Annotated in this window: 9 protein-coding genes; 6 read left to right on the top strand and 3 right to left on the bottom strand. The window is 72.8% G+C overall.

Going from position 1 to position 12,859, the window contains the following annotated elements; genetic code table 11:
* Positions 1-141 precede the first annotated feature (141 nt).
* The 4 genes from ACEZDG_RS16295 (at position 142) to ACEZDG_RS16280 (ending at position 4,697) form a co-directional block, all read left to right on the top strand.
* Positions 142-1,410 carry an aspartate kinase gene (locus tag ACEZDG_RS16295; RefSeq protein WP_380509261.1) on the top strand — a complete coding sequence of 423 codons (1,269 nt, stop codon included), beginning with the start codon at positions 142-144 and terminating at the stop codon, positions 1,408-1,410.
* 362 nt (positions 1,411-1,772) lie between these two features.
* Positions 1,773-2,366, top strand: coding sequence for a SigE family RNA polymerase sigma factor (locus ACEZDG_RS16290; RefSeq protein ID WP_380509259.1), 594 nt, complete (start codon positions 1,773-1,775; stop codon positions 2,364-2,366).
* A complete protein-coding gene (locus ACEZDG_RS16285; RefSeq protein WP_380509256.1) occupies positions 2,363-3,799 on the top strand; it encodes a hypothetical protein in 1,437 nt (478 codons plus the stop codon). The genes ACEZDG_RS16290 and ACEZDG_RS16285 overlap by 4 nt, the downstream gene beginning before the upstream one ends.
* 118 nt (positions 3,800-3,917) lie before the next feature.
* The gene (locus ACEZDG_RS16280) at positions 3,918-4,697 is read left to right on the top strand and encodes an SURF1 family protein (protein WP_380509253.1); all 780 of its coding nucleotides are present in this window, start codon (positions 3,918-3,920) and stop codon (positions 4,695-4,697) included.
* A 58-nt stretch (positions 4,698-4,755) separates the two neighbouring features.
* On the opposite strand, the gene ACEZDG_RS16275 is transcribed toward ACEZDG_RS16280, so the two are convergent.
* From ACEZDG_RS16275 to ACEZDG_RS16265, 3 genes are all read right to left on the bottom strand, one after another.
* A complete protein-coding gene (locus ACEZDG_RS16275) occupies positions 4,756-6,768 on the bottom strand; it encodes a S9 family peptidase (RefSeq protein ID WP_380509250.1) in 2,013 nt (670 codons plus the stop codon).
* Between the two features lie 77 nt (positions 6,769-6,845).
* A complete protein-coding gene (locus tag ACEZDG_RS16270; RefSeq protein WP_380509247.1) occupies positions 6,846-8,339 on the bottom strand; it encodes an MFS transporter in 1,494 nt (497 codons plus the stop codon).
* A 130-nt stretch (positions 8,340-8,469) separates the two neighbouring features.
* Positions 8,470-8,925: a tellurite resistance TerB family protein gene (locus tag ACEZDG_RS16265; protein WP_380509244.1), complete on the bottom strand. Its 456-nt coding sequence runs from the start codon at positions 8,923-8,925 to the stop codon at positions 8,470-8,472.
* Positions 8,926-9,084: 159 nt separating this feature from the next.
* Here ACEZDG_RS16265 and ACEZDG_RS16260 point away from each other — a divergent pair, with 159 nt between their 5' ends.
* Positions 9,085-9,606: a hypothetical protein gene (locus ACEZDG_RS16260; RefSeq protein ID WP_380509241.1), complete on the top strand. Its 522-nt coding sequence runs from the start codon at positions 9,085-9,087 to the stop codon at positions 9,604-9,606.
* A 132-nt stretch (positions 9,607-9,738) separates the two neighbouring features.
* Positions 9,739-12,783 (top strand): AfsR/SARP family transcriptional regulator, encoded by a 3,045-nt coding sequence (locus ACEZDG_RS16255; protein ID WP_380509238.1) that lies wholly within the window; start codon positions 9,739-9,741, stop codon positions 12,781-12,783.
* The last annotated feature ends 76 nt before the right edge of the window (positions 12,784-12,859 follow it).

Below are 12,859 nucleotides of genomic sequence, written 5' to 3'. Positions count from 1 at the left end.
CCGGGCGCCGCAAAATCGACGGTGATCTCGACTGGTGAGCATCAAATCCCACCATTCGGAAGAGCCGGGGGTCTTCCGGCCTGCTCGTTAGACTGGGCCGACCGCACCACCAGAACAGTCAGGACTGAACGAGGAGCGCACGTGGGCCTTGTCGTGCAGAAGTACGGCGGCTCCTCCGTCGCTGATGCCGAGGGCATCAAGCGCGTCGCCAGGCGAATCGTCGACACCAAGAAGGCCGGCCATGAGGTCGTCGTCGTGGTGTCCGCGATGGGTGACACGACGGACGAGCTCATCGATCTCGCGGAGCAGGTCTCGCCCTTCCCGGCGGGGCGCGAGCTCGACATGCTGCTGACCTCCGGAGAGCGGATCTCCATGGCCCTGTTGGCGATGGCGATCAAATCCCTGGGCCACGAGGCCCAGTCGTTCACCGGGAGCCAGGCCGGGGTGATCACCGACTCGGTCCACAACAAGGCCCGCATCATCGATGTGACGCCCGGCCGGATCCGTACTGCCCTGGACCAGGGCAATATCGCGATCGTGGCCGGCTTCCAGGGGGTGTCCCTGGACAGCAAGGACATCACCACCCTGGGCCGCGGCGGCTCCGACACCACGGCGGTCGCCCTGGCCGCCGCGCTGCACGCCGAGGTCTGCGAGATCTACACCGACGTGGACGGCGTGTTCACCGCCGACCCGCGGGTGGTGAAGAAGGCGCAGAAGATCGACGAGATCGGCTACGAGGACATGCTCGAACTGGCCTCGTCCGGTTCGAAGGTGCTGCTCGCCCGCTGCGTCGAGTACGCGCGGCGCTACAACATGCCCATCCATGTGCGGTCGTCCTTCTCCGGACACGTCGGGACCTGGGTCCGCAACAAGCCCGAAGGGGGCGAAATGGAGCACGCCATCATCTCCGGGGTCGCCCACGACACGTCGGAGGCCAAGGTCACCGTCGTCGGCGTCCCCGACAAGCCGGGCGAGGCGGCGCGGATCTTCCGGGCCATCGCCGACGCCGAGGTCAACATCGACATGGTGGTCCAGAACGTGTCCGCCGCGGCGACCGGTCTGACCGACATCTCCTTCACCGCCCCGAAGGCCGACGGCCGCAAGGCCATCGAGGCGCTGGAGCGGGCGCAGGGCGGGATCGGCTTCGAGTCGCTCCGCTACGACGACCAGATCGGCAAGATCTCGCTGGTCGGCGCCGGTATGCGGTCCAACCCCGGGGTCACCGCGACCTTCTTCGAGGCGTTGTCGGAGGCGGGTGTCAACATCGAGCTGATCTCCACCTCGGAGATCCGCATCTCGGTGGTGACCCGTGCCGACGACGTCAACGAGGCGGTCCGCGCGGTGCACACGGCCTTCGGCCTGGACAGCGCGACCGACGAAGCCGTGGTCTACGGCGGCACCGGCCGCTGACCCCGGCAGGAGCGACCGGGCCCCACAAGGCACAGGGCCGACAGAGGCCGACAGGGCCGACATGAGGTCGACAGCGGCCGACGGAGCCCACCCGCGCTGCCCGCGCGGGTGGGCTTTGTGGAAGTCCTAGGGATTCCGGTGACGCAGGTAGCGTCGCCCCTTACCTTGGGAGCGTCAACGGCTGCGCAGGGGAGGACAACACGGATGAGTAGGGGGCATGACAACTGCTCCGTCATTCCGTACAACCTTCGCCCTGGGTCGCTCGTCAAACCTCCGTGGCGACAGTTGTGGCAGAGCGGGCGGGACGTACGGCGGGGCTGCGGACAGCGGCACTTCGTGCGGCAGTGCTGGGGGGTGGTCCGATGACCGCGCCCTTCCCGAACGTGCGCCATGGCGTCGACCATGTGACCGACCGGGTCGCCGACCGTGTGGAGGCCGCCGCGTCGGCGAGCGCCGCGGCCGAGGGCACCAGCGTCGACCAGCTCACCGAGACCTACCAGGCCCACTACCGCTCGCTGCTCGGGCTGGCCGCGCTGCTCCTGGACGACACCGCCTCCTGCGAGGACGTGGTGCAGGAGGCGTTCATCCGGGTGCACGCGGCGCGGCGCCGGGTCCGCGACCCGGAGAAGACCCTCGCCTACCTGCGGCAGACCGTCGTGAATCTGTCCCGGTCCACCCTGCGCCGCCGGATCATGGGGCTGCGGCTGCTGCCCAAGCCGATGCCGGACATGGCCAGCGCCGAGGAAGGGGCGTACGACGCCCTGGAGCGGGACCATCTGCGGCGCTCGCTGCGCGGGCTGCAGCGGCGGCAGCGTGAGGTGCTGGTGCTGCGCTACCTGGCCGATATGACGGAGGCCCAGGTGGCGGACAGCCTCGGCATCTCGATCGGATCAGTGAAGGCATACGGTTCGCGGGGCCTCGCGGCGCTGCGGATCGCCATGGAGAGCACGTCATGAGCGGCGAGGACCTGTCCCGCGAACCACGCGAACCACGCGCCGCCGTCAGGGTCGTCCGTCCGGGCGGCAACGCCGGCAGGCACGGGTCCGTGCCGCAGGCTCCGCCGATGCCGATGGCCCCGCCGACCTCGTTGCCGCCCTGGCTCGACCGCGCGACGAGGGAACCCGAGGCCGAGGGCGGAGCTGGAACTGGGTCTGGGTCTGGAACTAGGTCTGATGCCGCGTCAGGGTCCGGGTCCGGGGCCGGGTCCGGACATGGGTCCGGCAGCGGAGCGGGAGGCTGGCCGGGTTCCGGCGGCGCCGGCTTCGGCGCGGGATCCGGCCCCGGCTCAGGCGCGGAGTCCGGGGCCGCGCTCGGGCCCGAGGCCGAGCTCACGCCCGAGCAGCGTGAGCTGCGCGACCTGCTGCACCGTGCGGTCGGCGAGCTCACCCCGATGCCGGGCGCCCTGGAGCAGCTCCGTCGCGCCGTCCCGCGCCGCCGTCGGCAGCGGCGGCGGATCGTCGGTACGGTCGCGGCCACCGTGGCCCTCTGCTCCCTCGGCACCCTGGCCCTGCACTCGGCCGGGGTCTCCATCAGCACCACCGACGGCCCGCAGAGCAGCCAGCACTACGGCGACACGGCGAACAACACCACCCACGGTCCGCACGCCACCGGCAGCCCCACTCTGGTCCCGGTCGGCCCGGGCCGGATGCTGCCCGGAGTCGGCAGTTCCTTCGCCGGTGGCACCAGCGCCGCGGGCCACAACTCAGCCTCGGTGCTGCCCGGTGCGTCCGGTGTGCTGCAGCCCGCTCCCTCCCTGACCAGACCCGCCGTCCCCGGGTCGGGCAGTTCGGCCGCCTCCGGTGGCTCGGCCGGATCGGTCGGCGGATCGTCGGCACCGGTGGCCGAGTGCACCCGGGCCCAGTTGGGCAACGGCGCCGACACGGTCGGCTCGCCGGACGCCGCCGGGGTGGTCTACGGCACCTTCCAGGTCAGCAATGTCTCCGCGGCCGCCTGCAAGGTCTCGACGCCGGGAGATGTCTCGGTACTCGCGGTGTCCGGTACGGACAGGTCCTGGATCTCGGTCGCCCCGCACACTGCGGGGGACCCGGCCGGAGGGCTTCCGCAGCCCGAGGCCACGCCCTCCCCGGTGCAGCTCGCGCCGGGCGCGTCGTACCTGGTCGAGTTCGCCTGGGTCCCGGCCACCGGGACGGGCGCGCCCAGCTGCACCGACTCCTCCGCGCCGGGCAGCACCGACTCGCCGGCCCCCGGTACGGACGGCTCCACCCAGACGTCGGGGGGCGACACCACCGCCCCGACCCAGGGCAGCGCGACGCCCACGATCACCCTCGCGCACACCCCCGGCGCGGGCGGGGCGGCGGCGGCCAGTGCCGTGATCACCAACGCCTGCGCCGGCACCGTCTACCGCACCGCCCAGCTCTCGGCCGGCTGAGCCGTCCGCGCCCGGCTGCGCCGTCCGTCCCCTGCGCCCCGTCCGCACCACGCGCCCCGTGCGCGGTGATCTCGGACCCCGGTGCCGAGGCGCAGGGGAGTCTGGCTACCGTGGTGGTGTGTACCGGTTCCTCCTCACCCCCCGTTGGCTCGGCATCAACCTGCTCGCCGTCCTGGCCGTGCCGGCGTGCCTCTGGTTGGGCGTCTGGCAGCTGAGCCGCTTCGAGCTGCACAGTCACGCGGGCAGCCACGCCGCCACCCAGGCCGCGGAGCTGAACCGGGCGGTGCCGCTGGCCCCGCTGCTGCGCGGGCCGGACGCGCAGACGGTGACGGCGGCCGACGTCGGCCGGGAGGTCACCTTCGCGGGCAGCTACGACACCGCGCACCAGCTGCTGGTCCCGCAGCGGACGGTGAACGGGAAGTCCGGCTACTACGTGCTCACTCCGCTGCGTCCGACCGGCGGCGGCCTCCCGATCTCCGTCGTCCGCGGCTGGACGGCCAAGCCGAGCAGCGTCCCGCCCGCGCCCGCCGGAACCGTCGAGCTGCGCGGACGGCTGCAGACCTCCGAGGACGCCAGCTCGCCCGAGGTCATCAGCAGCGGCGGGCTGCCCGCCGGGCAGGTCGGCATGATCAGCCCCGGCACCCTGGTGAACCTGCTGCCGTACTCCGTCTACAACGGCTGGGTGGCCCTGGACGGCCACGCCGGCACCGGGCTGACGCCGGTGCCCACCTACCAGCCGTCCGGCGGCGCGGGGCTGACCCTGCGGGCGTTCCAGAACCTCGGCTACACCCTGCAGTGGTTCGTCTTCGCGGGCTTCGTGGTCTTCATGTGGGCGCGTTTCGTCCGCCGCGAGGTGGAGCTGGTGCGGGACCGCGACCTCGGACTCACCACGTCCTGACCACGTCCTGGTCTCGCCCGACCGCGGTCCCGCACCCCCGGGCGTCAGTGCCCCGGATTCAGTTTTCCTGCTCCGAGCCCGAGCCCAGGCCCAGGTGCCGGGACACGAAGTCCAGCTCCAGCCGCAGTTGCTTGATCCGCTCCTGCACCACCAGTGAGCCGTGCCCGGCCTCGTAGCGGTACACCTCGTGCACCCGGCCGAGCTTCTCCAGCCGCGCCACATAGTTCTCGATCTGCGCGATCGGGCAGCGCGGGTCGTTCAGTCCGGCGCTGATGTAGACCGGCGCCCGCACCTGCTCCACATAGGTCAGCGGCGAGGACGCCGCGAACCGCTCGGGGACCTCCTCGGGGGTGCCGCCGAGGAGGGTGCGGTCCATCGCCTTCAGGCCCTCCATCTCGTCGTGATAGGCCGTCACATAGTCCGCGACCGGGACGATGGCCAGGCCCAGCGCCCAGTCGTCGGGCTGGGTGCCGAGGCCGAGCAGGGTCAGATAGCCGCCCCAGGAGCCGCCGGACAGCACCAGCCGGGACGGGTCGGCGAGCCCGGACTCGATCGCCCAGGTCCGCACCGCCGCGATGTCCTCCAGCTCGATCAGGCCGACCCGGTTCCGCAGCGCGTCCGTCCAGGCCTGTCCGTAGCCGGTCGAGCCGCGGTAGTTGACCCGGACCACGGCGAATCCGTGGTCGATCCAGACGGCCGCCCCCGGGGCGAAGGCGTCGCTGTCGTGCCAGGTCGGGCCGCCGTGGACCTGGAACAGCACCGGGAAGGGGCCCTCGCCGGACGGGCGCTGCACCAGCGCGTGGATCGGCCCGCCGGGCCCGTCCACCCACACGTCCTCGACCGGTACCGACGGCGGGGCCTGCGGCCCGGGCGCGGCCAGTACCACCGAGCCGTCCGTGGAGCGGACCACCGACGGCTCGGCCGCCGAGGACCAGAGGAACTCCACGCTGCCGTCCGGACGGGCGCTCGCGCCGGAGACTGTCCCCGGCGGGGTGTCCAGGCGGAGCAGCGCACCGGTCGCCAGCTCGTAGCGGTAGAGCTCGCTGCGGCCGTGCCGGGTGTGCTCGACCAGCAGTGCCGAGGCGTCCGGGTACCACTCGGCGGAGAGGTCGCCGGGCTCCTGGTACGGCAGTTCGATCGTGATCTCCTGGACCGAGCCGCTGACCGGGTCCCAGATCAGCGGCTCCCAGCGGCCCCGGCGCTGATGGGCCACCAGCATCCGGGTTTCGCCGGGCAGCGGGGCGAAGCCCTGGCAGGACAGGCCGAGCGGCTGCTCCCGCCCGGTCGCGTCGTCCAACTCGCCCACGGTGCTGTGGTCGGAGGTGCGGAGCACCCGCAGCGCCGAGTGCATGGCGTCGCCGTGCTCGGTGTGGTCGACGGCGAGCAGCGTCCCGTCGTGGGAGAGGTCGGCGACCGCCGCCGACTCGCGGTGCCGGTACACCTCGACCGGCTCCGCGCCGGGGCGGACCAGGTGCAGCGTGCTGCCGTCCTCGTCGGTGGAGCGGCCGACGACGACCAGGCCGTCCCGTCCCAGCGCGAGCCCGGCCGGGTAGGAGGCGGGGAGACCGGGGACGGCCTCCTCGTCCGTGGCGCCGCCCGGGGTTCCGGAGTCTTCGGCGAAGGGCTGGCGCCGCCAGATGCCGAACTCGTCGCCGTCGGTGTCGTCGAACCACCACAGCCACTCGCCGTCGGGGGTGAGTGCGGCGTCGGTGGTGCCGTTGGCGCGGTCGGTGGCCTGACGGGTCGTGCCGGTGGCCCGGTCCCACGCGTACACCTCGAAGGTGCCGGTGGCGTTGGAGACGAAGAGCGAGCGCGCGGGGGCGTCCTCGGCCCATTCGGGCAGGCTGACCCGCGCGGCGTGGAAGCGCTGCTCCCAGGCGGGGAGGCTGCTGAAGTCGACTGCGGAGGCTGCCGGATCTGCGGAGGCTGCCGGATCTGCGGTGGCTGCGGTGGCTGCGGGATCCGCGGCACTCGCGGAGGGTGCGGTGTCCACAGGCTGTGCGGTGTCCGCGGCGTTCGCGGTGTCCGCGGTGCGGTCGGATGTGGGCGGCTGCGGCGACTCGGAACTCATGCCCCCATCCTGCCGCGTCGCCCGGGACGGGGCGAGGCCCAGCGGCCGGTGTGCTCAACCGGGCCTCGGACCCGGCGTCAGCCGCCCGCGCCCGCCGGCTTCGGCAGCGTCGGCTTCCGGGGCGTCGGCTTCCACAGCGTCGTCAGCGTCGTCGCCAGGGCCAGCAGCGCGAAGGCCGCCAGCACGGCGACCGCGGTACGGGTCCCGGCCGCGCCGGGGACCAGGTGCAGGGTGAGGGTCACCGCCGCGACGCCCAGGGCCGTACCCATGCCCCGGCCCATGTTGACCATCCCGCCCCCGGTGCCCGCCGACGACGCCGGGACCGCCCGCATCACCAGGGTGTTGTTGGCCGGGGTGAACACCCCGAGGGCCAGCCCCAGCAGGCCCAGCGGCAGCGGCAGCACCGCGGAGGTGAACGGCAGCAGGGCCATCAGCAGCAGCGCCGCCACGCATCCGGCGGCTCCGATCCGGGCCCGGGCTCGGTCGTCCCACCGGGGCGGCAGCAGCCGGTCGCCGAGGGTCGCGGCCAGGGCGAAGCCGAGCGGCAGCGCGGTCAGCACCAGGCCCGCGAACAGCACCGACTCGCCGTCCCGGCCCAGGACGACCGGTACCAGCACCAGCGGGCCGAACAGCACCAGGTAGCCGCAGAGCCCGCCGAGCAGGCCGGATGCCGTCCCGCCGGAGCGCAGCAGGCCCAGGTCGACCAGCGGGTGCGCGCAGGTCGACTGCCGCCGGACGAAGGACCGGCCGATGCCGAGGGCGGCCACGAACAGCACCGCGGCGGTCCAGACCGGCAGGCCGAGACCCGAGCTGACGGACAGTCCGAGCAGTCCCGCGGTGCTCGCCCCGGCCAGCAGCAGCACCCCGTAGCCGTCCACCTTCCCGGCCCCGTCGCGCTGCCGGGTCCGGGTACGGGGCAGCAGGAAGTGCCCGGCGATCAGCGACACGATCCCGATCGGGACGTTGACCAGGAAGACCCAGTGCCAGCCGACGGTCGCCACCAGCGCGCCGCCGACGGTGGGACCGAGCGCCAGGCCGACGGCCTGCCCGGCCGCCTGCATCCCCAGCGCGCTGCGCATCCGGTCGGCCGGCGCGCTGGTGGTGACCAGGGCGACGCTGTTGGCCTGCATCAGCGCCGCGCCCAGCGCCTGCACCACCCGGAACGCGACCAGCGCCGCGAGCCCGGGTGCCAGCCCGCAGGCGGCGGAGGCGGCGGTGAACACCGCGAAGCCGTACAGGTACATCAGCTTGCGCCCGCGGGCGTCGGAGAAGCGCCCGGCCGGGACCAGCATCGCGACCAGTGTGAGCAGGTAGGAGAGCGACACCCATTCGACGGCTGCCGGACCCGCGTGGAACTCGTTCCCGAGGGACCGGTAGGTCAGGGTGACGATGCTGGCGTCCAACTGCCCCATGAACGCGCCGAAGCAGACGGTGGCGACGGCGAGGCGCCAGGCCCAGGGGCGGGTCCGTATCCGGTCCGGGCGCGGACGCTCCCGGGTGAGCCGGGCCCAGCCCCGGGGCGCCGTCCCGGGAGGGAAGGCGGGGAGCTGCGGGGGGCCGGCGGGGAGCATGGGCCCATCATATGTCGGTAGCAGACATAATCGGGGTGAGAGCTATTGCACATCGCAAAGAGAGGGCGGCCCCTGCCTGGGGGCCGCCCTCTGCCGTGCTGCCGGTTCCCGGGAATCCCGGTCCCCCGGTTCAGAGATCGAACTCCGAAGGAGCGATCCCCACCGCGTAGCAGGCCTCGCGGACGATGCCCTGCTCGGTCTTGTCGAAGTTGCCGTCGGCGCCGCCGATGACAATGCCGATCTGGATCACGGCGCGGGCCTCGACCGGCTTCTTGCCGGTCTTGCCGATCGTCTGCAGCACGCTGACCTTGCCGAAGTCGAAATCGGCGGTCAGCTTGCTGCAGTAGTCGTTGAAGCGGGTCTGCAGGTCGTCGGCGGCGAAGTTCTTCAGCACCTCGTTGGTCGCGATCAGCGAGGCGACGCGCTGCCGCTCGGATGGGTCGATGGAACCGTCGGCCGCGGCGACCAGTGCGCACATCGCCATGCTGGCGTCACGGAACGCACCGCTCTTGAGATCGTTCTTCTTGGCGTTGAGCTGCGTCTGCATCGTGTTAGCGGAGTCTTTGATGCGGTCCCACAGAGCCATCTGTTCTTCTCCTCGGTCGCGGATACTTCTGCCGCAGCGACAACGCACGGCCGCCCCGTGACGTGCCCGGCGAAGTGGCGTTCCGGAGGGGCGCTAGTCAAATTGCTTTGTTTTCAAGCTAGTTGCTGCTTCGGACTGGCCCGGCAGTAGCCTTGGGGCATGGCTGAGACGTCCGGGCAGTACGGCCCCGACTGGCAGATGCCGCCGCCCATGCTGGGTGCGCACGGCGCCGGTCCCGCTGTGATCATCAGATCGGAACGCGCCGTGGTCGCCACCCGCCAGGTGCTCGCGTTCCCGACCGGCATCGTCATCGAGGTGGAGGCACACGGCCGGGACACCTGGCAGGACCAGTACGGAATCGAGTACACCGACGGACTGCGGTTCGCGGTCCGGTTCGCCGACGGCCGGACGGTCCGGCAGAACGACAGCGCCGGCCTCCGGGACGGGCGCGGGCCGATGCTGCATGCCTTCTCGACCCAGAGCAGCGGGGGCGGCCGGAACAACAGCGAGGACATCCAGCTGAGCCTGTGGCTGTGGCCGCTGCCGCCGTCCGGTCCGGTCACGCTCAGCTGCTCCTGGCCCCGGGCCGGGATCACCGACGCCGGACTCGTTCTGGACGGGGACCGGCTCCGCGCCGCCGCCGCGCTGGCGGAACCGTTCTGGTCCTCGGACCAGGGGTGAGTCCGGTCCGGGGGTGAGTCCGGACCAGGGTGAGTCCGGACCCGGGGTGAGTCCGGGGCGGCAGCTGTGCGCGGGCTAGAATCCCCCGCGCAGGGTGGTCGAGCAAGAGCGAGTGAACCTGGAGAGCTGTCGATGCGGTTCGGAATCCTGGGTTCCCTCGAAGTCACGGTGGACGGCCGCCCCGTCGACCTGCCGAGCCCGCGGCTGCGCGCCGCGCTGGCGCTGCTCCTGCTGAACCGGGACCGCCCGGTCGGCATCCCCAGGTTCGTCGACGCGTTGTGGGGCGAAGAGCCACCCCGGACGGCCCGGGCCCAGGTGCACACCGCGATCTCCAAGCTGCGCCAGCTGCTGCCGGACGACGCGCTGCACGAGGCCGGCGAGGCCGCCGCTGACGGGATCGTCGCCGATGGGATCGTCGCTGACGGGGCGGCCGATGGCGCGCCGGCCGCGGGCGGCCCGGGGGAGCGGATCACCCTTGAACCGGGTGGCTACCGACTGCGGGCGGCGGCAGAGGACGTGGACGCCGACTGCTTCGCCGACCTGGTCGCCGCGGCCAGGGACCTGCAGCGGTCGGGCGACCGGCAGGCCGCGCTCGGCCCGCTGCGCAGCGGGCTCGCGCTCTGGCGCGGCGAGGCCCTGAGCGCGATCGAGGCGCCGTTCGCCGCCGCCTCCAGGACCAGGCTGCAGGAGGAGCGCCGCGCCGCGTACGAGCTCCTCGCCGATCTTGAACTGGCCGGCGGCAACTACCTCGCCGTCGTCCCCGAACTCACCGCACTGCTGGAGGAGCACCCGTACTGGGAGTCGATCGCCGAGCGGCTGGCGCTCGCGCTCTCCCACGGCGGTCGCCAGACCGACGCGCTGGCCGTGCTCCGGACGACCCGGGACCGGCTGGCCCAGGACTTCGGCCTGGACCCCGGGCCAGGACTGGCCGACCTGGAACGGCTCATCCTGCGCGGCGAACTGCCCCGCACCGGTGGCGGCCCCACGGGTGCGGTCGCCCAGGCGGCGGTAGCGACAGCGACAGCGACGACGGCAGCTGCGGCGACCGTACTGCCGAAGGCCCCGATACCGCCCACCGCCCAGGACCCGACGGCCGGGGCCGGGCCCATCCCTCCGTCCGCTGCCACCTCAACTTCCCCTGCTGCTAAAGATTCTGCCCCCGCTGCCGCGCAGCCGCCGCCGGCCTCCGGCCCCCGTCCCGCCCAGCTCCCGGCCCCCTCCTACGGCTTCGTCGGCCGGGAGAACGAGCTCGCGGCGCTCTCCGGGGTACGGGACGGCGCCGGCGGCGAGGCCAGGGTCGCGCTGGTCTCCGGACCGCCCGGCGTCGGCAAGACCTCGCTCGCCCTGCGCTGGGCGCAACAGCACGCCGCGGCGTTCCAGGACGGGCAGCTCTTCGTCGACCTGCACGGCTACGACCAGTACGAACGCGAGTCGGCCCAACGTGTGCTGGAACGTTTTCTGCTGGCCCTAGGGGTGCCGGGCTATCAGATCCCCGCCGACCAGCCGGCCCGGGAGGACCTGTACCGCTCCACCGTCGCCGGCCGCCGCCTGCTGATCGTCCTGGACAACGCGTCCGACGACGAGCAGGTGCGTCCGCTGCTTCCGGGCACCGCGGACGGGATGGTGCTGGTCACCAGCCGCGGCAGGCTGGGCGGCCTGGCCGCGGACACCGGTGCCCGGGTGATCGACCTGGGCATGCTGACCCGGCGGGAGGCCGTCGAGGCACTGGGCCGGATCGTCGGCGCGGAGCGGGTCGAGGCCGCCCCGGAGGCGGCCGACGCGCTCGCGCAACTGTGCGGCGGACTGCCGCTGGCCCTGCGGATCTCCGCTGTGCGGCTGAACCAGGAGCCGGGGGTGGCCCTCGCGGAACTCGCGGCCGAACTCTCCCCGGAGGAGGACCGCCTCGCCGGACTCAGTATTCCGGGCAGCAGCACCCACGCCGTCTCCCGCACCCTGGACCACAGCTACCGTCTGCTCGGGGAGGTGGACGCCCGCTGCTTCCGCCTGCTCTGCGGCTTCCCCGGCCCCGCGCTGAACGTCCCGGCCGCCGCCGCCCTGCTCGGCGTCGAGCGCGGCGCCCAGGCGCAGCCGCCGCTGCGCGCGCTGCTCGCGGCCCACCTGGTGGAGCGCCCGGCTTCGGACCGCTACGTGCTGCACGACCTGGTCCGGCTGTACGGCAGGGAGCTGGCCGCCGAGTTCCCGCAGGAACAGGACCAGGCCCTGGCCCGGCTCTGCGACTGGTACATCACAGCCGTGGACGCGGCCCAACAGCTGCTGTACCCGGTGGCGTTCGCGATCCCCACCGACCTGCGCCACCCGTGGACCGGCCCGCTGCCCTTCACCGACCGCGACGCCGCCGTCGAGTGGTTCGGGTCGGAGGACGACAACCTGCTCGCGCTGATCAGGCACGGCGCCGCGCAGGGCGAACACCGGGTGGTCTGGCAGCTCGCCCTCGGCCACGCCGCCTACCTGTTGCACCGTCACCAACTGGGCCTGCTGGTCGAGATCTCGGAACTGGGGGAGCGATCGGCACTCGCGGCCGGGCTCGACATGCCGGCCGGCAAACTGGCCAACTACGCCGGTATCGCCTACTCGATGCTGCGCGACCTGCGGGCCCGCGACGCCTACGGGCGAGCCATGTCGGCTGCCCTGCGCGAGGGGGACGAGCTGCGGGCGACCCGGATCCGGTCCAACCTCGGCAACCTCCACTACGAACTGGAGCAGTTCGCGGAGGCCGCCGTACAGCAGGCCGAGGCACTCGCCGCCGCGCGCAGGCTCGACGACCAGCAACTGGTGTCGGCGCTGCTGGCCAACCTGGCGCTGACCCAGCTCGAACTGGGCAGGCTGGAGGAGGCCCAGGAACTGGTGTCGGAGGCGATCCTGGCGTCGGAGAAACTGGAGAACCACGAGGCGGCGGCGGTCTACCGCGGGCAGCTCGGCTTCGTCCAACTGCGCCGGGGGCGGCTCGACGAGGCACTGACCCTGAGCGAGGCAGCCTTGGCGGCGGCGGAGCGGTTCGACAACCCGCTGCTCCGAGGCCGGATGTTCGACCAGGTCGGACAGGTCCTGGCGGCCCTGGACCAGCACGAGCGGGCCCGCGAGTCCTGGCAGCGGGCCCTGGTCCTGCTGGAGGAGATCGACAGCCCCGAGGCGGACATCGTCCGCGCGAGGCTCTGAGCGATCGCGTGCCACGCTGACCAGATTCTTCCGGTACCTCCGCCGAGGCACCGGAAGAATCAGTCAGTGGTGTGCC

The sequence above is a fragment of the Streptacidiphilus alkalitolerans genome (assembly GCF_042511045.1).
GTDB lineage: Bacteria > Actinomycetota > Actinomycetes > Streptomycetales > Streptomycetaceae > Streptacidiphilus > Streptacidiphilus alkalitolerans.
This window is presented reverse-complemented; position numbering and strand designations above follow the sequence as displayed.

Coding starts and splice junctions, on each gene's coding strand:
- ACEZDG_RS16270 (WP_380509247.1), bottom strand. CDS start 8,339: ATGCTCCCCGCCGGCCCCCCGCAGCTCCCCGCCTTCCCTCCCGGGACG.
- ACEZDG_RS16290 (WP_380509259.1), top strand. CDS start 1,773: ATGACCGCGCCCTTCCCGAACGTGCGCCATGGCGTCGACCATGTGACC.
- ACEZDG_RS16275 (WP_380509250.1), bottom strand. CDS start 6,768: ATGAGTTCCGAGTCGCCGCAGCCGCCCACATCCGACCGCACCGCGGAC.
- ACEZDG_RS16265 (WP_380509244.1), bottom strand. CDS start 8,925: ATGGCTCTGTGGGACCGCATCAAAGACTCCGCTAACACGATGCAGACG.
- ACEZDG_RS16285 (WP_380509256.1), top strand. CDS start 2,363: ATGAGCGGCGAGGACCTGTCCCGCGAACCACGCGAACCACGCGCCGCC.
- ACEZDG_RS16260 (WP_380509241.1), top strand. CDS start 9,085: ATGGCTGAGACGTCCGGGCAGTACGGCCCCGACTGGCAGATGCCGCCG.
- ACEZDG_RS16255 (WP_380509238.1), top strand. CDS start 9,739: ATGCGGTTCGGAATCCTGGGTTCCCTCGAAGTCACGGTGGACGGCCGC.